At 72.7% G+C, this 23,320-nt stretch carries 21 protein-coding genes; 12 read left to right on the plus strand and 9 right to left on the minus strand.

Annotation, left to right across the window (positions count from 1 at the left end; genetic code table 11):
- Nucleotides 1–30 precede the first annotated feature (30 nt).
- Both Q343_RS0101440 and hemE read right to left on the minus strand, forming a co-directional pair.
- Nucleotides 31–1,494, minus strand: a complete 1,464-nt coding sequence (locus Q343_RS0101440) for a protoporphyrinogen/coproporphyrinogen oxidase (RefSeq protein ID WP_043109120.1) — start codon at nucleotides 1,492–1,494, stop codon at nucleotides 31–33.
- Entirely contained in the window at nucleotides 1,491–2,525 is a 1,035-nt protein-coding gene (gene hemE, locus Q343_RS0101445) for a uroporphyrinogen decarboxylase (RefSeq protein ID WP_043109122.1), read from the minus strand. Before hemE ends, Q343_RS0101440 begins: the two co-directional genes overlap by 4 nt.
- Before the next feature lie 84 nt (nucleotides 2,526–2,609).
- On the opposite strand from hemE, the gene Q343_RS0101450 reads away from it, so the two are divergent.
- Nucleotides 2,610–3,938, plus strand: coding sequence for a glutamyl-tRNA reductase (locus Q343_RS0101450; protein WP_155990590.1), 1,329 nt, complete (start codon nucleotides 2,610–2,612; stop codon nucleotides 3,936–3,938).
- A 16-nt stretch (nucleotides 3,939–3,954) separates the two neighbouring features.
- On the opposite strand, the gene Q343_RS0101455 is transcribed toward Q343_RS0101450, so the two are convergent.
- Both Q343_RS0101455 and Q343_RS0101460 read right to left on the minus strand, forming a co-directional pair.
- Nucleotides 3,955–4,356, minus strand: a complete 402-nt coding sequence (locus Q343_RS0101455) for a type II toxin-antitoxin system VapC family toxin (RefSeq protein ID WP_029251817.1) — start codon at nucleotides 4,354–4,356, stop codon at nucleotides 3,955–3,957.
- Nucleotides 4,353–4,631, minus strand: a complete 279-nt coding sequence (locus Q343_RS0101460) for a FitA-like ribbon-helix-helix domain-containing protein (RefSeq protein ID WP_052366759.1) — start codon at nucleotides 4,629–4,631, stop codon at nucleotides 4,353–4,355. Before Q343_RS0101460 ends, Q343_RS0101455 begins: the two co-directional genes overlap by 4 nt.
- Nucleotides 4,632–4,656: 25 nt before the next feature.
- Between Q343_RS0101460 and Q343_RS0101465 the strand changes: the two genes are divergently transcribed.
- Nucleotides 4,657–5,646 (plus strand): Ppx/GppA phosphatase family protein, encoded by a 990-nt coding sequence (locus tag Q343_RS0101465; protein ID WP_081829549.1) that lies wholly within the window; start codon nucleotides 4,657–4,659, stop codon nucleotides 5,644–5,646.
- Between the two features lie 77 nt (nucleotides 5,647–5,723).
- On the plus strand, nucleotides 5,724–7,100 hold the full coding sequence (locus tag Q343_RS14335) for an SH3 domain-containing protein (protein ID WP_081829550.1): 1,377 nt from the start codon (nucleotides 5,724–5,726) through the stop codon (nucleotides 7,098–7,100).
- 23 nt (nucleotides 7,101–7,123) lie between these two features.
- Here the strand turns inward: Q343_RS14335 and Q343_RS0101480 are convergent, their stop codons facing one another.
- Together Q343_RS0101480 and purB are read right to left on the minus strand one after the other, a co-directional pair.
- The gene (locus tag Q343_RS0101480; protein ID WP_029251820.1) at nucleotides 7,124–8,713 is read right to left on the minus strand and encodes a Na+/H+ antiporter NhaC family protein; all 1,590 of its coding nucleotides are present in this window, start codon (nucleotides 8,711–8,713) and stop codon (nucleotides 7,124–7,126) included.
- Nucleotides 8,714–8,780: 67 nt separating this feature from the next.
- A complete protein-coding gene (gene purB / locus Q343_RS0101485; RefSeq protein ID WP_029251821.1) occupies nucleotides 8,781–10,256 on the minus strand; it encodes an adenylosuccinate lyase in 1,476 nt (491 codons plus the stop codon).
- Nucleotides 10,257–10,353: 97 nt separating this feature from the next.
- Between purB and uvrA the strand changes: the two genes are divergently transcribed.
- The 3 genes from uvrA (at nucleotide 10,354) to Q343_RS14340 (ending at nucleotide 14,500) form a co-directional block, all read left to right on the plus strand.
- Nucleotides 10,354–12,822 carry an excinuclease ABC subunit UvrA gene (gene uvrA / locus Q343_RS0101490; protein WP_029251822.1) on the plus strand — a complete coding sequence of 823 codons (2,469 nt, stop codon included), beginning with the start codon at nucleotides 10,354–10,356 and terminating at the stop codon, nucleotides 12,820–12,822.
- 122 nt (nucleotides 12,823–12,944) lie between these two features.
- The gene (locus Q343_RS0101495; protein ID WP_029251823.1) at nucleotides 12,945–13,175 is read left to right on the plus strand and encodes a hypothetical protein; all 231 of its coding nucleotides are present in this window, start codon (nucleotides 12,945–12,947) and stop codon (nucleotides 13,173–13,175) included.
- Nucleotides 13,172–14,500, plus strand: a complete 1,329-nt coding sequence (locus tag Q343_RS14340) for a hypothetical protein (RefSeq protein ID WP_029251824.1) — start codon at nucleotides 13,172–13,174, stop codon at nucleotides 14,498–14,500. The genes Q343_RS0101495 and Q343_RS14340 overlap by 4 nt, the downstream gene beginning before the upstream one ends.
- A 21-nt stretch (nucleotides 14,501–14,521) precedes the next feature.
- Here the strand turns inward: Q343_RS14340 and Q343_RS0101505 are convergent, their stop codons facing one another.
- The gene (locus tag Q343_RS0101505; RefSeq protein WP_029251825.1) at nucleotides 14,522–14,911 is read right to left on the minus strand and encodes a phage holin family protein; all 390 of its coding nucleotides are present in this window, start codon (nucleotides 14,909–14,911) and stop codon (nucleotides 14,522–14,524) included.
- A gap of 68 nt (nucleotides 14,912–14,979) precedes the next feature.
- On the opposite strand from Q343_RS0101505, the gene hisC reads away from it, so the two are divergent.
- The 4 genes from hisC (at nucleotide 14,980) to Q343_RS0101525 (ending at nucleotide 19,807) form a co-directional block, all read left to right on the plus strand.
- Nucleotides 14,980–16,071 carry a histidinol-phosphate transaminase gene (gene hisC, locus Q343_RS0101510; RefSeq protein ID WP_029251826.1) on the plus strand — a complete coding sequence of 364 codons (1,092 nt, stop codon included), beginning with the start codon at nucleotides 14,980–14,982 and terminating at the stop codon, nucleotides 16,069–16,071.
- Nucleotides 16,072–16,250: 179 nt separating this feature from the next.
- On the plus strand, nucleotides 16,251–17,393 hold the full coding sequence (gene pdhA / locus Q343_RS0101515; RefSeq protein WP_043109124.1) for a pyruvate dehydrogenase (acetyl-transferring) E1 component subunit alpha: 1,143 nt from the start codon (nucleotides 16,251–16,253) through the stop codon (nucleotides 17,391–17,393).
- Nucleotides 17,390–18,373, plus strand: a complete 984-nt coding sequence (locus Q343_RS0101520) for an alpha-ketoacid dehydrogenase subunit beta (RefSeq protein WP_029251828.1) — start codon at nucleotides 17,390–17,392, stop codon at nucleotides 18,371–18,373. Before pdhA ends, Q343_RS0101520 begins: the two co-directional genes overlap by 4 nt.
- Before the next feature lie 24 nt (nucleotides 18,374–18,397).
- Nucleotides 18,398–19,807 carry a dihydrolipoamide acetyltransferase family protein gene (locus Q343_RS0101525; RefSeq protein WP_029251829.1) on the plus strand — a complete coding sequence of 470 codons (1,410 nt, stop codon included), beginning with the start codon at nucleotides 18,398–18,400 and terminating at the stop codon, nucleotides 19,805–19,807.
- A 46-nt stretch (nucleotides 19,808–19,853) separates the two neighbouring features.
- Here the strand turns inward: Q343_RS0101525 and Q343_RS0101530 are convergent, their stop codons facing one another.
- Nucleotides 19,854–20,408 (minus strand): carboxymuconolactone decarboxylase family protein, encoded by a 555-nt coding sequence (locus Q343_RS0101530; protein WP_029251830.1) that lies wholly within the window; start codon nucleotides 20,406–20,408, stop codon nucleotides 19,854–19,856.
- A gap of 132 nt (nucleotides 20,409–20,540) precedes the next feature.
- Between Q343_RS0101530 and Q343_RS0101535 the strand changes: the two genes are divergently transcribed.
- Together Q343_RS0101535 and Q343_RS0101540 are read left to right on the plus strand one after the other, a co-directional pair.
- Nucleotides 20,541–21,149 carry a TetR/AcrR family transcriptional regulator gene (locus Q343_RS0101535; protein WP_029251831.1) on the plus strand — a complete coding sequence of 203 codons (609 nt, stop codon included), beginning with the start codon at nucleotides 20,541–20,543 and terminating at the stop codon, nucleotides 21,147–21,149.
- A 10-nt stretch (nucleotides 21,150–21,159) separates the two neighbouring features.
- The gene (locus Q343_RS0101540) at nucleotides 21,160–21,918 is read left to right on the plus strand and encodes a sirohydrochlorin chelatase (protein WP_029251832.1); all 759 of its coding nucleotides are present in this window, start codon (nucleotides 21,160–21,162) and stop codon (nucleotides 21,916–21,918) included.
- Here Q343_RS0101540 and Q343_RS0101545 read toward each other — a convergent pair.
- Complete coding sequence (locus Q343_RS0101545) at nucleotides 21,885–23,303, minus strand: MFS transporter (protein ID WP_052366761.1); 1,419 nt, start codon at nucleotides 23,301–23,303, stop codon at nucleotides 21,885–21,887. The genes Q343_RS0101540 and Q343_RS0101545 overlap by 34 nt on opposite strands.
- Between the last annotated feature and the right edge of the window lie 17 nt (nucleotides 23,304–23,320).

Below are 23,320 nucleotides of genomic sequence, written 5' to 3' on the forward strand. Positions count from 1 at the left end.
CTGCGTACCGACCGCGCAGCCCCCGGGCCGTCACTCGGCGAGCAGCCGGTCCGCCGCCTCGTCCGCGTGCGCCACGACGTTCGCCAGCCCGGTGCCCGCGAGCCACGACCCGGTGGCGACGAGCCCGCTGATCGCGTCGACGCGGCCCGCGTACGCAGAGACGGCCTCCCGGTACCCCGGGGTGGGCGGCGGCAGGGTGCCCTTCCACCGGGTCTTGAGCCGTCCCTCGACGACGTCGTGCTTGGTCAGGTCGGTGCCGAGCAGGATCGAGGCGTCGGAGGCTGCCTCCTCGACGGTCACCTTGGGCGTGCGGGTGCCCAACCGGCCGTAGGAGAGTCGGACGACGTGGCGGCCTTCGCCGAACGTCTCGCGGACCCGCTCGGCGAGCCACGGCCACTTCGCGGTCGCGTGCGTGAGCGCCTTCGCACGGGGCTCGCCGGAGCCGAGTGCCGCGGTGCTGGCCGTGTCCGGCAGGCCTCCTGCGGGTGGGGCGACGAGCACGCCGGTGCCGCGCGGTGCGTCGTCGAGGGCCGGAGCGTTGACGAGCAGGCTGACCAGCCGGATGTCGGTGCCCTTCGGCCGTTGCGGGCCCGCTCCGAGCACACGCTCGGCGACACCCGGGGTCGTCACGACGAGCCGCAGGGTGCGGATCCTTCCCGCACCGGCGAGGCTCAGCACCCACCGCTCGTGGTGGTCCCGGGAGACGTCGATGACGTCGGCGTCGGTCTGGATGGTGCCCCCGGCGGCGGTGATCGCGTCGACGAGCGCCCTGACGAGCAGGTGCATCCCACCGACGACGCCGCGGACTGCGGACCCTGCCGGGGCGGCGGCCCGCAGCGACGCCACGGCCTTGCCGAGCGACTCCTCGCGCCAGTAGGCCTCGAGCAACCCTGGTGCGACCGCGTCGACGTCGAGAGCGGACAACGGTGCGGAGTGCACGCCGGTGGCGACCGGGGCCACGAGCCGGTCGGTCACGCGGTCGCCGTAGCGCGAGCGGACGAACGCGTCGAGACTCCGGGTGTCGACGACCTCGGCCGGCATGGTGCGGTCGCGAGCCGCCCGGACGGTGCCCCGCCAGCCGATGGCGCGCCGTACGTCGTCGGCCCCCGGGTTGGCGGGGATGCCGAGGATCCCGGCGGCCGGGAGGGGGAAGTCGGTCTCGGGCGTGTGGATCCAGGCCGTCCCGCCGGCGGGTTCGACGACCTCGAGCCCGAGCTCGGACACCAGTGCGCCGATCGCCCGTCCCCGCACGGCGAACGACTCCGCGCCCACGTCGATCTCGGTGCCGGCCTCCGGGCGCCGTCGTGCGGCCGGCCTCGTCAGCGTCCCACCCGCCACCGGGCCGCCGCACCGGCTCTCCGCCTCGACGACGAGCACCCGCAGCCCGCGCTGCGTCAGTCGCAACGCGGTCGTGAGCCCCGCGACCCCCGCGCCCACCACGACGGCGTCCCACACGGTCTCGGCGGGCGGGCGCGGCGAGGGGACGTGGTTCACAGCGAGTGGACGAGCTCGACGACGCGCGTCAGGACGGTCGGGTCGGTCGTCGGGGGGACGCCGTGCCCGAGGTTCACCACGTGTGCGGGCGCGGCCCGGCCGCGTTCGACGACGTCGCGGACGTGGGCCTCGAGCACGGGCCACGGGGCGGTCAGCAGTGCGGGGTTGATGTTCCCCTGCAGCGGGACGCCGCCGCCGAGGATCTCCTCGGCCTCGTCGAGCGGCGTGCGGTGGTCGACGCCCATGACGTCGGCGCCGACCGCGTGCATCGACCGCAGCAGGTGCTCGGTGCCGGTGCCGAAGTGGATGACCTGCACGCCCTGGTCGTGCACGTGCTCGAGCGCACGGGCCGACGACGGCGCTGCGCCCGCCTCGTAGTCGGCGCGCGAGAGGGAGCCGGCCCAGGAGTCGAAGAGCTGCGCGGCGCTGGCGCCGGCCCGCACCTGGGCGCGCAGGAAGGCGCCGGTGACGTCGGCGGCCCACGTCGTCAGTCGCTCCCAGGTCTCGGGGTCGGCGTGCATCAGCGCGCGTGCCGCGAGGTGGTCGCGTGAGGGGCGTCCCTCGACGAGGTAGGCGGCCAGCGTGAACGGCGCACCGGCGAAGCCGATCAGGGGAGTCTCGCCGAGCGCGTCGACCGTCCGCTCGACGGCCTCCGTGATCGGGGCGAGCGACTCCGGGGTGAGCTCGCGGTCCACGAGGCGCGCGACGTCGTCGGCCGTGCGCCACGCCTGGCCCATGACCGGGCCGACGCCCGGCTCGATCTCGACCTCGACCCCGGCCAGTCGCAGCGGCACGACGATGTCCGAGAAGAAGATGCCCGCGTCCACACCGTGCCGGCGGACCGGCTGCAGTGTGATCTCCGACGCCATCTCCGGGTCCAGGCAGGCGTCGAGCATCTTGGTCCCGGAGCGCAGCTCGCGGTACTCGGGCAGGGACCGTCCGGCCTGTCGCATGAACCAGATCGGCGTCGTTCCAGGCCTGTCGCCGTGGATCGCACGGACCAGTGGGGAACGCGTCGTCGTGCCGGACATCAGGGGGTGGCGCTCGGGAAGACTCACACAAGCGATTCTGCCGTTGATCGTGGCGAATGGTGTAATCGAAGCACTGTGGTGCTGATGTCGATGACGGCGAGCCACCACGACCTCGATCTCGACGCCCTCGAACTCCTCTCGTCCGGAGGGCATTGCGTGGCAGGGTCGGCGGTCCGCTCGTGCGAAGCGATCTCCGGTGCGGTCGTGATCTCGACCTGCAACCGGTTCGAGGTGTACCTGGACCTGACCGGCCAGCACCTGGCCGGTGGCGGGCGGATCACCGACCTCGCCGCAGAACATGCTGCCCGCGAGGTCGCGCAGCTCGTGGCCCAGGCGTCCGGCGTGACGCTCGACGAGACCGTCGGCGCGTTCACCGTGCGGACCGGGCACGACGTCGTCACCCACCTGTTCGACGTGGCCTCCGGCCTCGACTCGATGGTCCTGGGCGAGCGCGAGATCGCCGGGCAGGTGCGCCGAGCCCTCGCCGTCGCGCACGACGCCGGAACCACCTCGGGCCCGCTCGAACGCCTCTTCCAGTCGGCCAGCCGCGCGTCGAAGGACGTCGCCGCCCAGACCCACCTCGGCGCCGACGGGCGTTCTGTCGTTTCCGTGGCGCTCGACCTCGCCGAGCCGTCCGTGCCGCCGTGGCGCGTGGCCCGTGCCGTGATCGTCGGCACCGGTGCGTATGCCGGGGCATCCGTCGCGGCGCTCCGGGCGCGCGGGTGCGCGGACGTGCGGGTCTGGTCGGCCTCCGGACGCGCCCCCGAGTTCGCGGCCGCACGCGGTGTCGAGGCCGCCACCGACCTCGTCTCGGCGCTCGCGGACGCCGACGTGGTGATCTCCTGCTCCGGGACCTCGCGCCGCGGCCCCGGCCCGGGCGACACCGGCGCGTCGGTCAGCTACCTCGTCCACGCGGCCGCAGTCGTGCAGGCCCGGACCCGGGCGGCAGCCGTCGCCGGTGACGACGCCGACGCCCGCGGGCTCGTGGTCCTGGACCTGGCGTTGCACCGCGACGTCGACCCGGCGATCGCCGACGAGGCCGACGTGCTCCTGCTCGACCTCGCCGCGGTCCGCGCGCACGCGCCGAGCGAGGCGAGCGCGCGGGTGCGGTCCGCGCACCGGATCGTCGGTGCCGCCGTGGAGGACTTCGCCGCGCGGGAGGCCGTCCGCGGTGCCGATGGCGTGATCGTCCGCCTGCGTGAGCGGATCGACGCCGACCTCGAGGCGGAGATCCGGCGCAGCGCCGCGACCTTCAGCTCGGACGCCGACCGCGCCGCGCACGAGCGCTCCCTGCGGCGGTTCGCCGCGACTCTCCTGCACCGGGCGATCGTCCGCGTGCGGATGTCGGTGCGCGACGGAGTGCCGCCCGAGCAGATCACCGTCGAGCGGGTGCTCGAGGACCTCGCGCGCTGACCGTAGGGTGCGGAGGTCAGGCCCGCGGCACGTACAGCACCGCCAGTCCCGGGACAGGGGCCCGCGCGAGCCGGCCGTCGCTGGTGAGGAGCGGGACGTCGAGTGCGAGTGCGAGCGCCACGTAGTGGGCGTCGGCGACCCGGACGGCGTGACGCAGCGCCCAGATTCGCCCGGTGAGCTGTTCCGTCGGGACCCGCTCGACGGGCGCGTCGGTCCAGGCCGCGACCGCGGCATCCGCCTGTGAGCCGTGCAGCACCCCCGCGCGTTCGAGCCGGGCGACCGCGGAGAGCACCTCGGTGTCGATCAGCGCCGGGGCGAGCGGGTCCGTCTCCGTGAGGTGCGCCAGAGCCCCGGCCTGGTGCGGTGAGGGGAGGAGCGCGTCCACGGCGACGCTTGCGTCGACGACGGCACGCCTCATGCCGACGGAGCCGTGTCGGCCGGTGCCTGGTCCGGTGCCGCGGCCGGGCTGTACTCGACCCGGACGTCGTCCAGCGTGCGGTGCAGGTCGAACGCCGGCACCGTCGCGGGAGCCGCTGCCACGCGCGCGGCCCACTCGCGCATCGTCGGGCGCGCGAGGTCCCGCCGCAGCAGGCGTGTCACGTACTCGGACATCGAGACGCCCTCGGCGCGCGCCCGTTCGGCCAGGGCCTCGTGGAGGTCCGGAGGGAGGTTCCGCACCTGGAGCATGCTCATCACATGAAAGTAGCATGCTCAGCACATGCACGACGCTACCGCGGCGGCACTGCGCGTCGCGTACGGTGACGGCGTGATCAGTGCAGACCACCTCCGCCTCGGCGTCCTCGACATCGGCTCCAACACCGTGCACCTGGCGGTCATGGACGTCGCGCCGGGTGCCCGCCCCGTGCCGTTCGGCGGGGAGCGCACCGTCGTGCGCCTGATGCGCTATCTCCAGCCCGACGGGTCGATCTCCGACGCGGGGGTGGACGCGCTGCTCTCCGCGGTCGAGCACTCGGTCGCACAGGCCCGGGCCGCAGGCGTCGACGAGCTGATGCCGATGGCGACCTCGGCGCTGCGCGAGGCGGCGAACGGCCCCGAGGTGCTGGCCGCCGTCGGGAACCTCACCGGGGTGCCCGTCCAGGTGCTGGCCGGCACCGAGGAGGCGCGCCTGACGTTCCTGGCCGCGCGCCGGTGGCACGGCTGGGGCGCGGGACGCATCCTCGTGCTCGACATCGGCGGCGGGTCGCTGGAGATCGCCTGCGGCGTCGACGAGGAGCCAGACCTTGTGCACTCCGTCCAGCTGGGCGCCGGCCGGACGACGATGGACTTCCTGCACGACGACCCACCGACGGGCGACCAGCTCAAAGGCCTCAAGCAGCACGTCCGCGACGTGCTGGCCCCGGTCGTCGCGGAGTTCGCGGCCTGCCCGCCCCCGGACCACGTCGTGGCGACGTCAAAGACGTTCCGCTCCCTCGCGCGGCTCTCGGGCATGCTCGTCGACGCGGTCGGGCCCGACGAGAGGTGGCGGATGCGGCGCTCGCAGCTCGCCGACTGGGTGCCGCGGCTGGCACGGCTCGACCCGGACGGCCGCGCGATGCTCCCCGGGATCACCCCCGAGCGCACGTATCAGATCGTCGGGGGCGCCGTCGTCGCGGTCGAGACGATGAAGGCGCTCGGCGTCGACGAGGTCGAGATCTGCCCGTGGGCGCTCCGGGAGGGCGCGATCCTGCGCCGCATCGACCGGCTCTGACGCGCGACGGACGCGGTCGCGGCTTAGCCTGCCGAGGGAGCAGTGTCGCTCCGCATCCACGTCTTGAGGTTTCCGTCATGAGTGTTCCCCGTCGCCGACTCGTCGCTCTCTTGCTGGCTGTGGCCCTGGCGCTCGTCCCCAACGTGGTGGGCGTGGCGCTGGCAGGCCCCGCTGCGGCGGCGACCACCGTCGCGGCTCCCCTCCCGAACAAGACCTACGTGCTCTCGTCCTACTACGGGCCGCGGTGCATGCCGGTCAAGGGTGCCTCGACGTCCCACGCCGGCCAGGACATGGGTGCTGCGTCGGGGACGGACGTGCGGGCGGTGGCCGCAGGGACGGTGACACGCGCAGGCGCGATCGCCGGGTTCGGGCAGTGGGTGGTGATCGACCACACGGTCGACGGCGTGAAGTTCGCCTCGGTCTACGGTCACGTGATCGACGGCGACTCCCGGGTCCGCGTGGGCCAGAAGGTCTCCAAGGGCCAGCACATCGCGGACGTCGGTAGCTCGGGGACGTCGACCGCACCGCACCTGCACCTCGAGATCTGGAAGGGGCGGTACGGGAGCGGCGGTACGGTCACCGACCCGCTGCCGTTCCTCAAGGCGCGCGGGATCGACCTGACGACCCTGTCGTCGCGCAACTACGCGCGGACGGTTCCGTCGTCGTGCACGTACTACACGACGACGAAGGTGAACTTCCGGACCGGACCGAGCACCGCGTACGCCGTCATCGCGACGCTGGGGACGAACACCCGGCTGACCGCGAAGCCGGGCGACGGATCCGGGTCCTGGCGCAAGGTCACGGCGAACGGTCGGACCGGGTGGATGCACAAGGACTACGTGTCTCCCTCCGAGACGCCGATCGGGACGCGGTACGTGCGGATCTCGTCGTTGAACTTTCGGGCGGGGCCGAGCACGTCCTCGGCGATCATCGGGTCGTTGAGCAAGAACACGTCGGTCGCCCTGCTCGGCACGGTGAGCGACGGCTGGGTCAAGGTACGAGCCGCAGGAAAGACCGGCTACGTGTATGCCACCTACCTGTCGACGTCGACGTCGATCACGGGGTCGCCGTACCGCTTCGTCGCCGTCGACAACCTCAACTTCCGAGCGGGTCCGTCCACGTCGACGGCGGTGCTCGCGCGGCTCGCCGAGAACACGACCGTCCGGCTCGTCGAGGCGCCGGGGAGCGGCTCGTGGGTCAAGGTGACCGCCGGTGGGAAGACCGGCTACCTCTACCGGAACTACCTCCGACGAAGCCCTGAGTACGCGTACGTCACCCTCGACCAGATGCCGATGCGCTCGGGCCCGTCGACCCGGTACTCACCGGTGATCACCCTGCCGTACGCGAAGGCGGTGCGGCCGATCGGCACGGCGTCGAACGGCTGGATCAGGGCCGAGGCCTCGGGGAAGGCGGGGTATCTCTACACCAAGTACCTGTCGTCGTCACGGCCGTAGCGACGTCGTGCGCGAACGCCAGGTCATTCGGCTGCCGCGCCGACCGCCTCGTCGATCGGCGGGCTGACGAGCCGGGCGACCACCGTGAGCGCCGCCAGGACGACGAGCACCACGACGAGCCCGACGCCGACGTTCGCCCCGAGCGCGATCGCGACGTATCCGGACAGCGCCGCGAGCGCCGCCCCGACGGCGTAGGGGATCTGCGTCAGGACGTGCGTGATCACGTGACAGCTCGCCCCGGTGGACGACAGGATCGTGGTGTCCGAGATCGGGGAGGCGTGGTCGCCGAGCACCGCGCCGGCGAGGACGGCGCCGAGGGCGGGGATGAGCAGGTCGGGCTCGCCGACGGTGTTCATGATCCCGCCGACCAAGGGCAGGAGCAGGGCGAACGAGCCCCAGGACGTCCCGGTGGCGAAGGCCATGACGGCGGCGATCACGAACGTGAGGGGGACGAGCCAGCCGGCGCCGACCGAGGAGTCCTCGACGAGCCCGCCGAGGTACTCGCCGGTGCCGAGCTGTTCGATCAGGCCGGTGAGCATCCAGGCGGAGACGAGGATGCCGACGGCGGGGGCCATGGACCGGATGCCCTCGGCCCAGCCCCGCCCGAACTCTCCGCCGGAGAACGACGGGTTGGGTCGGGTGTACCGCACGAAGTAGAAGATCGAGGCTCCGAGCCCGAGGATCCCGCCGGCCATCAGGGCGGCGGTGGTGTCGGTCTCGGCCAGGATGTCGACCGCCGACCAGGAGCCAGAGGCCGTGTGGCCCGTCCAGACGATGCCGCCGATCACGCCGACCACCAGCAGCAGGAACGGCACGACGAGCGCACGCTTGGCCCCGGGCCGGTGGACCGGCAGGTCCTCGGAGAGCTCGCCGGGGATCTCGGCGGACTCGGCGAACGGCCGTCCCTCGGTGACGGCCCGCTCCTCCTCGCGCCGCATGGGCGGCAGGTCGATGCGGAACACGATGACGATCCAGACCGTCAGGGCCGCCGCGATCGCGTAGTAGTTCGACGCCGCGGCGCCGAGGAACGCCTGGACGCTCGACATGGTCAGGGTCGAGGCGGCGATGATCGGGGCGAGGAGCCCCATGATGTACGCACCCCAGCTGGAGAACGGTGCGAGCACGGCGACGGGGGCCGACGTCGAGTCGATGATGTAGGCGAGCTTGGCCCGCGAGACGTTGTGCCGGTCCGTCACCGGTTTGGAGACCTGTCCGACGGCGAGCGCGTTGAAGTAGTCGTCGATGAAGATGACGATGCCCATGATCGCGGGCAGGAACTGTGCCCCGCGCCGGGTGTGGATGCGCTTGACGGCCCAGTCCGCGAACGCCGTCGTGCCGCCCGACATCATGATGAACGCGGCGATGACGCCGAGCATCAGGACGAACGCGAGGATGTACACGTACCAGGTGTTGACGGCGCCGTCGGCCCAGAAGATCGCGGCGAACGACTCCCAGATCAGCCGCAGCGTCTCCGGGACGTTCCCGTCGGCGACGAGGAACGCCGCCGTGACCACGCCTGCGCCGAGGCTGACGAGGACCTTCTTGGTGAGCACGACCAGGACGATCGCCACCACGGGGGGCAGCAGCGTCAGGACGGGGTAGGACTCGATCATGGCGCACCTTCGGCTGGGGTGAGGACGACGCTAGAGGGCGCAGGCACACCCGGCATCACGAAGCAGGTCAGTCGAGGTACTCCTCGACGAGCCGGGCCGCGATCCCGGTGTACGCACCGGGGGTGAGCGCCTGCAGGCGCGCGGTGACGTCGTCGGGCAGCCCGAGGCCCCCGACGAACTCCCGCATCTCGGCGCCGGTCAGACGGTGCCCGCGGGTGAGGTCCTTGAGGCGCTCGTACGGGTTCTCCATGCCCGGGACGCCCGCGACGGAGGCCGCGCGCATCGCCGACTGGATCGGCTCGCCGAGCACCTCCCAGTTGGCGTCGAGGTCCTCGGCGAGCAGGGCCTCGTTGACCGCGAGCGCCGTCAGGCCGCGCGAGACGTTGTCGATCGCGAGCTGGGAGTGCCCGAACGCGGGGCCGATGTTGCGCTGCGTGGTCGAGTCGGTGAGGTCGCGCTGCAGGCGGCTGGTGACGAGCGTCGCGGCGAGGGTGTCGAGCAGCGAGCAGCTGATCTCGAGGTTGGCCTCGGCGTTCTCGAACCGGATCGGGTTGACCTTGTGCGGCATGGTCGACGAACCGGTGGCGCCCGCGACGGGGATCTGCGTGAAGAACCCGAGGGAGATGTAGGTCCACACGTCGGTGGCGAGGTTGTGCAGGATCCGGTTGAAGCGCGCGACGTCGGAGTAGACCTCTGCCTGCCAGTCGTGGGACTCGATCTGCGTGGTCAGCGGGTTCCACGTCAGGCCCAGGCCCTCGACGAACGCCCGCGAGACCGCGGGCCAGTCCACGCCCGGGACGGCGACGACGTGGGCGCCGTACGTCCCGGTCGCGCCGTTGAGCTTGCCCAGGTACTCGGCGCCGGCGATCCGGCGCAGCTGGCGGCGCAGGCGGTGCGCGAGGACGGCCAGCTCCTTGCCGATGGTCGACGGCGTCGCGGGCTGGCCGTGCGTGCGGCTGAGCAGCGGGACGGCGGCGTGCTCGCGCCCCATGTCCGCGACCTGGTCGGCGAGCGCCGTGGCGGCGGGCAGCCAGACGTTCACGACGGCGCCCTGGACCATCAGCGCATAGCTGAGGTTGTTGACGTCCTCGCTCGTGCACGCGAAGTGGACGAGCTCGCCCACCCCAGGCAGCACCGTCTCGCCGAGGGCGTCGGGCGCGGCGACCAGGCGGCGCTTGATGAAGTACTCGACGGCCTTGACGTCGTGCACCGTCGTGCGCTCGATCTCCTTGAGCTCGGCGATCCCGTCGGCGTCGAAGTCCGTGACGATCGCACGCAGGTACGCGCGCTCGGCGTCGCTCAGCCCGGGAGCGCCGGGAACGACGGGCCCGTCCGTGACGCCCTCGACGCCGTCGCACAGCGTGATCAGCCACTCGACCTCGACGTGCAGGCGCTCGCGGTTGAGCGCGGCCTCGCTGAGGTGGTCCACGAGAGGCGCGACGGCGCCGCGGTAGCGGCCGTCGAGCGGCCCCAGGGCGATCGCGGGGGAGACGTCGGCGAGGGACGTGCGGGCGGTCGGTGTCTGCGCAGTGTTGTCGGCCACGGCGCCGATTCTCCCACGACGGCGCGGTCCTTCGGCAGTCCGTCTGCCGGACGTGGTGCCGGGGTGGGCCGAGGACGGCGTCGGATACGTTGGAGCGGTGGTAGACGCCGGAAGACCAGGGTTCGTTCAGGTACGAGGCGCGACGGAGAACAACCTGCGCGGCGTGGACGTGGACGTCCCGCGTGACGCGCTCGTCGCGTTCACGGGGGTCTCGGGCTCCGGCAAGTCGTCGCTGGCGTTCGGCACGCTGTACGCGGAGGCGCAGCGTCGGTACTTCGAGTCGGTCGCGCCGTACGCCCGCCGTCTGCTGCAGCAGGTCGGTGCCCCGCACGTCACCGAGATCACGGGGCTGCCGCCCGCGGTCGCTCTCCAGCAGCGGCGCGGGGCGCCGAGCTCGCGCTCGACCGTCGGCACCATCACGACGCTCTCGAACCTCGTGCGGATGCTCTACTCCCGTGCCGGCACGTACCCCGCGGGAGCGGTACGCCTGGGCGCCGAGGCGTTCTCGCCCAACACCGCCGTCGGGGCCTGTCCCCGGTGCGACGGGCTGGGCACGGTGCACGACGTCACGGTCGACCTGATGGTCCCGGACCCGACCCTGAGCATCCGTGAGGGGGCCGTCGCGGCGTGGCCCGGAGCCTGGCAGGGGTCGAACCTGCGACGCGTCCTGACGGGCCTGGGCGTCGACGTCGACGTGCCGTGGCACACCCTGAGCCCCGAGGACCGTGAGTGGATCCTGTTCACCGAGGAGCAGCCGACGGTCTTCGTCGAGTCGAAGAACGACCGGCTCGACCGCGGGTACAAGGGGAGGTTCACGAGCGCTCGCAGGCACGTCATGCACGTGCTGACGGACTCGAAGAGCCAGACGATGCGGGACAAGGCGCTCCGGTTCACCGAGAGCGCGGCGTGCACCGCCTGCGAGGGGAGCGGTCTGCGGGCCGACGCGCTGGACGTGACGGTCGCGGGTCGGACGATCGCCGCCGTCAACGCGATGGCCCTCTCCGAGGTCGCCGACCTCCTGCGCCCGCTTGCCGAGCAGACCGCCGTCACCTCGGGTGTCTCCGCGGCGTCGTCCGGCGAGACGACCGAGGTGGCCGTCCGGATCTCGGCCGACCTGCTCGCGCGGATCGACGTGCTGCTCGGCCTCGGGCTCGGGTACCTGAGCCTCGGGCGGCGCTCGACCACCCTCTCGCCGGGGGAGGCGCAGCGACTCAGGATCGCCACGCAGCTGAGGTCCGGTCTCTTCGGCGTCGTCTACGTCCTCGACGAGCCGTCCGCCGGCCTGCACCCCGCCGACGCCGCGCCGCTCCTCGACGTCCTGGACCGGCTCAAGGCGTCCGGCAACTCCCTCTTCGTCGTCGAGCACGACATGGACGTGGTGCGCCGGGCCGACTGGGTCGTCGACATCGGTCCGGGCGCGGGGGCCGGTGGCGGGCGCGTCCTCTACAGCGGCCCGGTGGCGGGTCTGGAGCAGGTCGAGGAGTCGCTCACCGGCCGGCACCTGTTCGGGCGTGCGGAGGCGCCCGCGCGTGAGCCGCGGAGGCCCGACGACTGGCTCCGGCTCACCGGTGTCTCGCGGCACAACCTGCACGACCTGTCGGTCGACGTACCGCTCGGCGTCCTGACCGCGGTCACGGGCGTCTCCGGCTCCGGGAAGTCGACGCTGGTCAGCCAGGTGCTCGCCGAGGTCGTGCGTCGTGCCCTCGGTGCGAGCCCGCAGGACGACGAGGATCCGCTTGAGGTGCAGGTCGCGGACGTCGGCGGGCTGGAGGCGTTCAGCCGCCTGGTCCGCGTCGACCAGCGTCCCATCGGGCGTACCCCGCGCTCGACCCTCGCCACGTACACGGGGATGTTCGACGTCGTCCGCCGCCTCTTCGCGGACACGGACGAGGCCAGGGCGCGCGGCTGGGCGCCCGGCCGGTTCTCCTTCAACGTCGAGGCCGGGCGGTGCCCCACGTGCCAGGGCGAGGGGTTCGTCGAGGTCGAGCTGCTCTTCCTGCCCGGCACCTACGGCCCGTGCCCCACCTGCGACGGCGCCCGCTACAACCCCCAGACGCTGGAGGTGTCCTGGAACGGCAAGAACGTCGCCGAGGTCCTCGCCCTCTCGGTGGACGACGCCGCGGAGTTCTTCGCCGGCGTTCCCGGAGCCGCGCGCAGCCTCCAGACCCTCCGGGACGTGGGTCTCGGATACCTGCGGCTGGGACAGCCCGCCACGGAGCTCAGCGGCGGGGAGGCACAGCGCATCAAGATCGCCACCGAGCTGCAGCGCGCCCGGCGCGGCCACACGCTCTACCTCCTCGACGAGCCGACCTCCGGGCTGCACCCGGCCGACGTCGCCCTCCTGATGCGCCAGCTCCACGCGCTCGTCGACGCCGGCAACACCGTCGTGGTGGTCGAGCACGACCTCGACGCGATCGCCTCGGCCGACCGCGTGATCGACCTCGGTCCCGGGGGCGGCGACCGCGGGGGCTCGGTGGTCGCGACAGGGACGCCCGCGCAGGTCGCCGCCGATCCCCGCAGCGTCACCGGGCCGTACCTCGCCGCGCGTCGACCGACGCGCACCTGACCGGCGCTCGTCGGGATCCTCGGGCGCTCCCTCCGTCCACAGCCACCCCGCCGCGGGACGTGTCCACCGACCCGTGACGCCGGGGCGTCGGGCGCACGACGGAGGTCCTAGCGTCGGCGGGCATGGACGACTTCTCGGGGGCCGCGGTCCCCTCCGCGGCACTGGCCGCCGTCGCGCTCGGCCTCGCCGACGTCGCATCGAGTCTCGACGGCGTCGGTGGCGCCGGCGGCTGGGAGGGGCGGTCGGGTACGGCGTGCCGTGACGAGACGACGGCGCTCGCGGCCCGGGCGCGAGCGCTCGCCGCCGCCGTCGACGCGCTGGCCGCCCGGGCACGGGGCCTGGAGGTCGGGTGAGCGACCTGCTCGTCGACACGTGCCGGATCCGTTCCGACGCCGACCGTGTGCGAGACCTGGCTGCGACGGTCGACGGCATGGTCGCGCCGCTCGTCACCGCCGCCGTGAGCCTCCGGTCGACGCCGTGGGGCGGGCTGGGCGCCTGGGACGAACCCTTCCTCGCCGTCCGCGCCGCCCAGGTTGCCGGTGACGTCGAGGCCGCGACCGGCCTGGTGCGACTCCTCGCGGACGACCTCGCCGCGTTGGCGGGTGACGCCGACGCGGCTGCCGGCGAGTTCGAGGCCGCCGACGCCGGGCTCGCGGTCGACCTGCGCTCGGCGATGGTCTGGACGGCGCCCGTGCACGAGCCGTTCGTCGGCAGCCTGGCGCTCACCGTCGCCGGTCCGCACGTCCCGGGGCTGCCGGGAGGACTCGCCGCGATCTTCGGTGCGGGCGGCTCGGTCGGCGGCGCCGTCGGCTCGGTCGCGGACTCGCTCGCACGCGTGACCGGGCGCCGCCGCCGCGCCTATGCGGACGACCCTCGGGTCGAGGTCGTCGAGCGTGACGTGCTGCCGGCGCCCCGCACGGCCGTGGAGGCGCTGCACGGTGTCCAGGGGGTCTCGGAGGAGCAGCGCGGTGCGTCCCTGGTCGTGGTCCAGGAGCTGCGCGCGGCCGGCGGGTCGTCGCGGTGGCTCGTCTCGGTGCCCGGCACCAACACGTACTCCGCGTCCACCTTCGGGTGGCACCAGAACTTCGAGCTCATGTCCGCCGACGCGGCGGAGCGAGAGTCGGCGGACAGCGTGGTCGTGATCCGTGAGGCGATGGATCGCGCCGGGGTCGGCCCGCAGGACGACGTGATGCTCGTCGGGCACTCCCAGGGAGGGCTCGCAGCCGCCGTCGTCGCGGCGTCCGACCCGCGCGTGACGCGGCTGGTGACCGCGGGGTCGCCGGTGGCCGGGCACCGGCTCCCGGAGCGGGTGCGGTCCCTCCACGTCGAGGTGCCGGGCGAGATCGTCACCGCGCTCGACGGGCGGCGGAACCCGGCGACCCCGGGGCGGGTGACGGTGGGTGGCACCGCCGACCTGACGGTGGGTGCGGCGTCGGACGTCATTCCCCACGGCGTCGGGTATCACGCGGCAGCGCTCGAGGCGGCCCTGGCCGACGGGCGGCGGGACGACGAGACGAGCGTCGCGCTCAGGACGGTCGACGCCGAGATCGAGGACTTCCTCGACGCCGACCTCGTGGGCCAGACCGTGATCGAGAGCCGACTCGTCCAGGAGGAGCACCCCGCTGAGCCCACGGACGAACCACGCGACCCGCCACGGGAGCCGGGGACGGCTCCGTGACGGGTCGCGGGAGGAACGGGGTCAGCGGCTCTGGTCGCCCGGGACCACGGCGTTGATGACCGCGTTGACGACGGCGAGGATCAGCGCGATCCACACGGCCCACCAGAACCCGCCCTCGAGCCGGATTCCCCACTCCGTCGCCTCGGTGATCCACGCTGTCAGCATCAGCATCAGGGCGTTGATCACGAGGTGGAAGAGCCCGAGCGTGAGGATGTACAGCGGGATCGAGATGAACTGCAGGATCGGCTTGACGATCGAGTTGACCAGGGTGAACAGCAGGGAGACGGCGAGCAGGATCACGATGGTGGCGCCTGCCGAGTCGCCGCCGACGATGAAGAGGTGGTCGTCGAGGACCAGGCTCGTCAGCCACAGCGCGAGCGCCGTGACGAGGACGCGGACGATGAAGTTCATGCGCCCATCAAACCAGAGCGGTCTGTGCGCGTGGTCGGGATCCGGCCCGTGCGTGGCATCCTGATCGGGTGAGTTCACCCCGTGTGCCCGTGCGCCCCGCCATCGACGCCCTGCCCGCCTACGTCCCCGGGGCGCGTGTCCCCGCCGGGGCGGCGGCGTTCAAGCTGACCTCCAACGAGAACCCGTACCCGCCGCTGCCGTCCGTGCTGATGGCGATCAGCGACGCGGCGGCGGACGTCAACCGGTACCCGGACATGTTCGCGCTGGACCTGCTGGACGCGGTCGCCGAGCACGTCGGCGGCGGGGTCACGGCGGAGAACGTCGTCGTCGGCAACGGGTCGGTCGCGGTTCTGCAGCACGTGCTGGCCGCCGTCGTCGCCGAGGGGGACGAGGTGGTGATGCCGTGGCGGTCGTTCGAGGCGTACCCGATCGTGGTGCCCGTCGTGGGCGGCGTCTCCGTCCAGGTGCCGGTGACGGCCACCGGACGGCTCGACCTGCCGGCGATGGCTGCGGCGATCACCCCGCGCACGCGCGCCGTCCTGGTGTGCAGCCCCAACAACCCGACCGGCCCGGTGGTCCGCCAGGCCGAGTTCGACGCGTTCATGGCCCAGGTCCCGTCCGACGTCCTCGTCGTGCTCGACGAGGCGTACGTGGAGTTCGTCCGCGACCCCGAGGTCGCCGACGGTCCGGCGGCCTACGCGGCGCACGCGAACGTGGTCCTCGTCCGGACGTTCTCCAAGGCGTACGGGCTCGCGGGGCTGCGGGTCGGCTACGCCGTCGCGCGTCCGCGGCTGGCGCGGGCGATCCGCTCGGCGTCGACGCCGTTCGGCGTGAACCACCTGGCGCAGCACGCCGCGGTGGCCTCGCTCAACGCCCAGGACGAGCTGCTCGAGCGTGTCGAGGCGGTCGTCTCCGAGCGCACGCGGATGGTCGAGGCGCTGCGGGACCAGGGCTGGGAGCTGCCGGACGCCCAGGGCAACTTCGTCTGGTTCGAGTTCGGCGAGCGCACGGTCGAGTACGCCGCGGAGGCGACCTCCGCGGGTGTGCTCGTCCGTCCGTTCGCGGGCGAGGGCATCCGCGTCAGCGTCGGCGAGCCCGAGGCGAACGACCTGCTCGTGGCCGTCGCGGCACGCTGGCGGGAGGGTCTGCCGCTCGGGTGAGCGGATCGGCGCGACTCACGACAGACTTGGAGGAAACCTCCAACGACCTCCGGGTGATGTTGGGCACCGACAGACCTGTCACGCTCGCGAACCCGTAGCCTACGCTGGCGTAGCCTACGGAACCGTAGGTGCGCCGACCGAGGGGCCGTCGCACGCGCAGGAGCACGAGGGAGACCGACGTGGACCAGCATTCGGCATTCGAGCCCGACGCGGCCGAGGAGGACGACCTCGTCCGTCTCGTGACGCGGGACGGGGCTCGCACCGACACGCACCCGGAGTACGCGGCACGCGTGGCGCATCTCGACACCGATGCGTTGCGCGACATGTACAAGGACATGTCGCTGGTCCGGCGGTTCGACGTGGAGGCGACCTCGCTCCAGCGCCAGGGCGAGCTCGGGCTCTACCCCCAGTCGCTCGGCCAGGAGGGCGTGCAGATCGGCGCCGCGCACGCGCTCGCGACGCAGGACTACGTCTTCCCCTCGTACCGCGAGCACGGCATCGCGCACGTCCGCGGCGTGCGGATGTCGAACCTCCTGCGGCAGTTCCGCGGTATCGATCACGGCGGATGGGACGTACAGGAGCACAACTTCCACCTGTACACGCTGGTGATCGGCTCGCACGCGCTGCACGCGACCGGCTACGCGATGGGCGTGCAGCGCGACGGGCTCGTCGGGACCGGCGACAGCACCCGCGACACGGCGGTCGTCGCGTGCTTCGGGGACGGCGCGACGTCGCAGGGAGACATCAACGAGGCGCTCGTCTTTGCGGCAGTGAACAACGCGCCGGTCGTGTTCCTCTGCCAGAACAACCAGTGGGCGATCTCGGAGCCCACCGCCCGCCAGACCCGCGTGCCGCTCTACCAGCGCGGTCTCGGCTTCGGGATCCCGAGCGTGCGGGTGGACGGCAACGACGCCCTCGCCAGCCACGCGGTGATGTCGGAGGCGCTCGAGCGTGCCCGGTCCGGAGGGGGGCCGACTTTCGTCGAGGCCTACACGTACCGGATGGGTGCGCACACGACGTCGGACGACCCCACCCGGTACCGCTCCCGGGCGCAGGAGGACTACTGGCGCGAGCGGGACCCGATCGACCGTGTCAGGCTGCTGCTGGAGCGTGAGGGTGGCTGGGACGACGCGTTCGCCGCGGCCGTCACCGCTGCCGGCGACGAGCTCGGCGAGACCCTGCGGGCGGACGTGCGGGCGATGGAGGCCCCGGCGCCGGAGTCGATGTTCGACCACGCGTACGCCAGCGAGAACGCGGTCGTGACGGCCGAGCGGGAGTGGCACGCGCAGTACGAGGCGTCGTTCGAGGAGGCAGCCCGATGAGCACGACGAGGATGACGCTCGGCAAGGCGGTCAACGAGGCGCTGCGGGCCTCGTTGGAGACCGACCCGCAGGTGATGCTGATGGGTGAGGACATCGGTGCGCTTGGCGGGGTGTTCCGCGTGACCGACGGCCTGCAGAAGGACTTCGGCGAGACGCGCGTGGTGGACTCGCCGCTCGCGGAGTCGGGGATCGTCGGCACGGCGATCGGGCTCGCGATGCGCGGGTACCGCCCGGTCTGCGAGATCCAGTTCGACGGGTTCGTCTTCCCGGCGTACGACCAGATCACGACGCAGCTGGCGAAGATCCATAACCGGTCCGCCGGGCGCATCACCATGCCCGTCGTCATCCGGATCCCGTTCGGTGGCGGCATCGGAGCGATCGAGCACCACTCGGAGAGCCCCGAGGCGTTGTTCGCCCACACCGCCGGGCTGCGCGTCGTCTCGCCGTCCACGCCGCAGGACGCGTACACGATGATGCGGGAGGCCATCGCGTCGCCCGACCCGGTGCTGTTCTTCGAGCCGAAGGCGCGGTACTGGGACAAGGGCGAGGTCGACCTGTCGCTGACGGACGCCGCCATGCTGGACTCCGCGCGGGTCGCCCGGTCGGGCACCGACGCCACGCTCGTGACGTACGGACCGGCCACGCACGTCACGCTCAAGGCGGCCGAGGCCGCCGCGGCGGAGGGGCGCAACCTGGAGGTCGTGGACCTGCGGACGGTCTCGCCGCTCGACGTCCGGACGGTGGTCGAGAGCGTCCGCCGGACCGGTCGCTGCGTCGTCGTGCACGAGGCGTCGTCGTACTTCGGCGCGGGGGCCGAGGTCGCCGCCCAGGTGAGCGAGCAGTGCTTCTACCACCTCGAGGCGCCCGTTCTCCGCGTGGCGGGCTTCCACACGCCCTATCCGGTCGCGAAGATCGAGCACGACCACCTTCCGAGCGTCGACCGCATCCTGGATGCTGTCGAGCGAACCCTCGCGTTCTGACGCGGCGACGACCAGGAGCAGCCCGTGCCCACCTACGAGACCTTTCTCCTGCCCGACGCCGGCGAGGGCCTGACCGAGGCCGAGATCGTGCAGTGGCACGTCGCCGTGGGCGACGACGTCACGGTCAACGACATCATCCTCGAGATCGAGACCGCCAAGTCGCTGGTCGACCTGCCGACACCCTGGACGGGGCGTGTGCACGAGGTGCTGGTCGCCGAGGGCACCACCGTCGACGTCGGCGCCCCGATCATCGTGATCGACACCGACCCGGACGGCGAGGCCCCGGCAGAACCGTCCGCCCCTGCGGCTGCAGAGCCGGTGTCGGGGGCCTCTTCAGCACCGTCGGCCGACGTCGCGGCGTCGGGTGGGCAAGAGTCGTCCGGGAGTGGCGCCGTGCTCGTCGGGTACGGCACGGCAGCCGTCTCAGGTCGTCGCACCCGGCGTGGCGCGGGCTCCGCGGCCCAGACCGTCCAGCAGAAGTCTGAGCCCGCGCCGTCGGCCGAGCCCGCGAGCGCGACGGCCTCGTCCTCGCACCCGCGCACCCTCGCAAAGCCCCCCGTGCGCAAGCTCGCCAAGGATCTCGGGATCGACCTGACCACGGTGCACCCGACCGGTCCGGGCGGGATCGTCACCCGCGAGGACCTGGTGGTGCACCACGAGCGCACCGAGGCGCAGCACCTCGCGGCCTACGACGACGAGCCGTGGGCCGACGCCGCGGGCGTCACCCAGGACGGTCGGCAGACGCGCGTGCCGGTGCGGTCGGTGCGCAAGCGGACGGCGGAGGCGATGGTGCACAGCGCGTTCACGGCGCCGCACGTGACCGTGTTCGCCACCGTCGACGTCACCAAGACGATGAAGCTGGTGCGGCGACTGCGTGAGGACCGTGAGTTCGCGGACGTGCGGATCACCCCGCTGCTGCTTGCCGCCAAGGCGCTGCTGATCTCGGTCGACCGGCACCCCGAGGTGAACGCGAGCTGGGACGAGGACGCGCAGGAGATCGTCTACAAGCACTACGTGAACCTGGGGATCGCGGCGGCGACGCCGCGCGGCCTCGTGGTGCCGAACATCAAGGACGCGCACGCGATGGATCTCAAGGAGCTCGCGACCGGGCTCGGGGAGCTCACCGCGACGGCGCGGTCCGGCCGGACGACGCCCGCGGCGATGCAGGACGGGACCATCACGATCACGAACGTCGGGGTCTTCGGCATCGACACGGGGACGCCGATCCTCAACCCGGGCGAGGCGGCGATCCTCGCGTTCGGCGCGATCCGCGAGCAGCCGTGGGTGCACAAGGGGAAGATCAAGAAGCGCTGGGTCACCCAGCTCGCACTGAGCATGGACCACCGGCTCGTCGACGGGGAGCTGGGCTCCCGCGTGCTGGCCGACGTCGCGCGCGTGCTGGAGGACCCGGCGCAGGCGCTCGTCTGGAGCTGAGCGTCCGCACCGGGTCCTCCGGTCGGGTCGTGCTGCTACGCGCGGGTCAGAGCGTGCCGCTCCAGGCGTACTTCTCCGACGCGGGGTCGATCGGCGTCTGCGCGAGGTGGTTGGTGTAGTTCGACATCACCTTCTGCGCGATGCCGAGGACCACCTCGAGCACCTGGCGGCGGGTGTAGCCGGCGTCCAGGAAGGTCTGGACGGTGGCGTCGTCGACCTCGCCCCGCTCGCGCACCATCGCGAGCGTGAAGGTGCGCAGTGCCTCGAGGTGGTCGGTGGGCAGCGGGGTTCCGTCACGCAGGGCGTCGCTGATCGCGTCGTCGACCTTCATCGACTTGGCGATGCCGGTGTGTGCCGGGACGCAGTAGTGGCACGAGTGCTCGACGTTGACCGTCTGCCAAACGACGGTGAGCTCGTCCTTGTCGAAGCTGGTGTCGAGGAAGAGCCGGTGAGCGTCCTGGTAGGCCTCGAGGAGGCCGGGGGCCTCTGCCATCGTCGCGTGCAGGCCGGGGATCATCCCCATCTGCTTCTTGGACCTGGCGAGCAGGGGCTTGGACTCCTCGGGGGCGGTGGACTCGTCGTGCATCGTGAAGTCGGTCATCGGTGCTCCTCTCGGTGTCGGGCCCGCGGGGCGGACCCGTCGTGCGTTCGTTCTATACCGAACGTTACTAAACTCAGGCGGAGTTTGCTACCGATGAGTTACAAACAGCGCTTGTCCGCGTAGGATCGGGGGATGAGCACGTCAGCGAAGGCTCCGATCGGGCGCCCGAGACTCTTCGACGAGGAGACCGTCCTCGCGTCGCTGACCGCGCTCTTCTGGCGCCAGGGCTACTCGCAGACCTCGATCTCCGACATCGTCGAGGCGAGCGGTGTCCACAAGCCCAGCCTCTACCGCACGTTCGGGAGCAAGGAAGAGCTCTTCGCCACGGTGCTGCGGCGGTACCTCGCCGAGCGGATGGCGATGTTCGGGACGCTCGTCGCCGAGGCGGGCCCCGGGATCGAGGGGGTCCATCGCTTCCTCGACCTGTTCGAGGTCGACGCCGTCTCCGAGCAGGGTCGCGACGGCTGCCTGATGGTGATGGCCTCCAACGAATTGCGCGGGAGGCTGCCGGGATACGACTTCTCGGTCGACTACCGCGAGCAGATGCGCGAGCAGATCGAGGCCCTGGTCCGCCAGGGCTGCCCGGAGGCCGAGGGTGACGTCGTCACGGCCCGCACGGACCTGCTCACCACCTACCTGCTCGGTCTGCACGTGGTGATGCGCGCCGGGGCCGAGCCCGCCGAGATCCACCGTTACCTCCACGCGATGCACGTCGCCGTCGACGACTGGCGTACGCGGTAGGTTCGTGGGCATGACGACCAGCCCGCGCAACCCCGCCGTCCTCGTCGGCTGCTCCCACGGCACGGACAGTCCGGACGGGCAGGCGGCCGTCACCGCCCTGCTCGACGACGTGCGCGCCCGCCGCCCGGACCTGGACGTGCGCGAGACGTACGTCGACGTCCAGCACCCGCAGCTGCCCGACGTCCTCGCCGGGGTCGTCGAACCCGGCGCACCCGGCGCGGTGGGGGACCCGACGGCGGAGCCGCAGGACGCCGTCGTCGTCCCGCTGCTGCTCTCCGCGGGCTTTCACGTCTACGTCGACGTCACCGAGGCCGTCGCGGATCACGACGCGGCGACGGCGGACGCGGTGCGCACGGGCGCGCTGGGCCCCGACCCCCGGCTCGTCGAGATCCTTCGGGCGCGCCTGGCGTCGGTCGGCCTGCTGCCCGGCGACGCCGTGGTGCTCGGCGCGGCCGGGTCGTCCGACGCGCGCGCCGTCGAGGCGGTCGAGGAGGTGGCGGAGGGTCTGCGCGCACGGCTCGAGGTGCCCGTGACGATCGGGTACGGTTCCAAGGCGACACCGACCGTCCCGGAGGCGGTCGCCGCCGCTCGCGAGGCCGGGGCGACACGCGTCGTGATCGCCGCCTACCTGCTCGCTCCCGGGGTGTTCCTGGACAAGCTCGCCGACGCCGGGGCGGACGTGGTCACGGACGCCCTTGCCCCGGACCCGCTGCTGACCGACATCGTGCTGGACCGCTACGCCGACGGCGTGGCTGCGCTCGGCGCGTAGTCTCCGGGCGGTCCGTCTCCCGGCCCTCCGTCGAGGTCCGGTCCCGGCCCGGCGGCGGCCCGCGGCGCCAGCACGAACGCCGCCGCCGCACAGGCGGTCGCGAGGGCGAAGACGACGACGAACCCCCAGGTCCCGGCGTCGCGGAGCATCCACACGGCGGCGCCGACGACGGCGAGCGCCGGCGCTGCCACGACCGCGTTGCCGGTCTGGAGCGCGGACGCGGCCGCCCCCTGCCTCCCCGGCTCCGCGAGATCGAGCACGAGCACCGAGAGGGTCGGGCTCGTCAGCCCCATGCCGATGCCCGTGACGGCCCAGGCAGCCATCCCGACGGCCGACGGCACGGCCGGGATCGTCAGGGTCGCCGCCCCGCCGATCCCGATCACGAGGGCCAGGGCCCCCGCGCGCAGGAACCCGACCGCGCCCACGTCGAACGGGTTGTGGCCGCGGAACCAGGAGGCCGACGACCAGCCGACGGCGGCGAACGTCAGGGCGAGCCCGGCCGTGGCGGCGCTGAGGCCGTGGTGGGTGACCAGGAGCAGGGGCAGGACGGACTCGGCGGTCAGGAACGCGGTGCTGGTCAGCGCGTTGATCCCGACGGCGGTCGGGATCCCGCGTGCGGCGCGGAACGTCCCGGCGGGCAGGATCGCGGCGACCGTCAGGAGCACGGCGGCCGCGCCGACGACGCCGAGCACCACGGCGCCGGCACCGCTCGACCCCGCGGCGAGGTGCAGCGCCCCGACCCCGCAGGCCGCCACGACCGCGAGCACCACGCGGCGCCGGTCCTCAGGGTCCACCGGGCCGGGCGTGCCCGTGGGGCCGCCGTCCCGGCGCAGGGACGGCGCGACCATGAGGACGGCCGGGACGAGGACGACCGCGACGCCCCAGTAGACCCACCGCCATCCGGCGTGCTCCACGATCAGGCCCGCGACGGCCGGCCCGACGAGCGCAGGGACCACCCAGGCCGCGGAGAACCAGGCGAAGACCCGGGGGCGTTCGGCGTGGTCGTAGGTCCGGGCGACGACCACGTAGACGGCCACGATGTACGCCCCGCTGCCCAGCCCCTGCAGAACGCGCCCGGCGAGGAAGGCGCCGATGGTCGGTGCGGAGCCGGCGACGAGGAGCCCGGCGGCGAAGAGACCGACACCGCCGAGGAGCACCACGGCCGGCCCCCTGCGGTCGGTCAGCGGACCGGCGGCGACCATGCTGACGACGCTCGCCGCGATCGTCGCGGCGAAGGTCAGGCCGTAGAAGCGCAGCCCGTCCAGGTCGGCGGCGACGGCGGGCATCGCCGTGGCGACGGCGAGCGTCTCGAACGCGCCCAGGGCGACGATCGTGACGAGGCCGACGAGCGTCGTCGCGCGGCCGCGGGAGGTCAGGGAGGGCATGCCGAGAAGTCTGTAAC

It is taken from the genome of Paraoerskovia marina DSM 21750 (assembly GCF_000701465.1).
In the GTDB taxonomy this organism is placed as follows: Bacteria; Actinomycetota; Actinomycetes; order Actinomycetales; family Cellulomonadaceae; genus Paraoerskovia; species Paraoerskovia marina.

Excerpts from the sequence above, each read along its gene's own strand:
- hemE (WP_043109122.1), bottom strand. The coding sequence starts at position 2,525 with ATGTCCGGCACGACGACGCGTTCCCCACTGGTCCGTGCGATCCACGGC.
- Q343_RS0101450 (WP_155990590.1), top strand. The coding sequence starts at position 2,610 with ATGTCGATGACGGCGAGCCACCACGACCTCGATCTCGACGCCCTCGAA.
- Q343_RS0101455 (WP_029251817.1), bottom strand. The coding sequence starts at position 4,356 with ATGAGGCGTGCCGTCGTCGACGCAAGCGTCGCCGTGGACGCGCTCCTC.
- Q343_RS0101460 (WP_052366759.1), bottom strand. The coding sequence starts at position 4,631 with ATGAGCATGCTCCAGGTGCGGAACCTCCCTCCGGACCTCCACGAGGCC.
- Q343_RS0101465 (WP_081829549.1), top strand. The coding sequence starts at position 4,657 with ATGCACGACGCTACCGCGGCGGCACTGCGCGTCGCGTACGGTGACGGC.
- Q343_RS14335 (WP_081829550.1), top strand. The coding sequence starts at position 5,724 with ATGAGTGTTCCCCGTCGCCGACTCGTCGCTCTCTTGCTGGCTGTGGCC.
- Q343_RS0101480 (WP_029251820.1), bottom strand. The coding sequence starts at position 8,713 with ATGATCGAGTCCTACCCCGTCCTGACGCTGCTGCCCCCCGTGGTGGCG.
- Q343_RS0101495 (WP_029251823.1), top strand. The coding sequence starts at position 12,945 with ATGGACGACTTCTCGGGGGCCGCGGTCCCCTCCGCGGCACTGGCCGCC.
- Q343_RS0101505 (WP_029251825.1), bottom strand. The coding sequence starts at position 14,911 with ATGAACTTCATCGTCCGCGTCCTCGTCACGGCGCTCGCGCTGTGGCTG.
- Q343_RS0101520 (WP_029251828.1), top strand. The coding sequence starts at position 17,390 with ATGAGCACGACGAGGATGACGCTCGGCAAGGCGGTCAACGAGGCGCTG.
- Q343_RS0101530 (WP_029251830.1), bottom strand. The coding sequence starts at position 20,408 with ATGACCGACTTCACGATGCACGACGAGTCCACCGCCCCCGAGGAGTCC.
- Q343_RS0101535 (WP_029251831.1), top strand. The coding sequence starts at position 20,541 with ATGAGCACGTCAGCGAAGGCTCCGATCGGGCGCCCGAGACTCTTCGAC.
- Q343_RS0101540 (WP_029251832.1), top strand. The coding sequence starts at position 21,160 with ATGACGACCAGCCCGCGCAACCCCGCCGTCCTCGTCGGCTGCTCCCAC.
- Q343_RS0101545 (WP_052366761.1), bottom strand. The coding sequence starts at position 23,303 with ATGCCCTCCCTGACCTCCCGCGGCCGCGCGACGACGCTCGTCGGCCTC.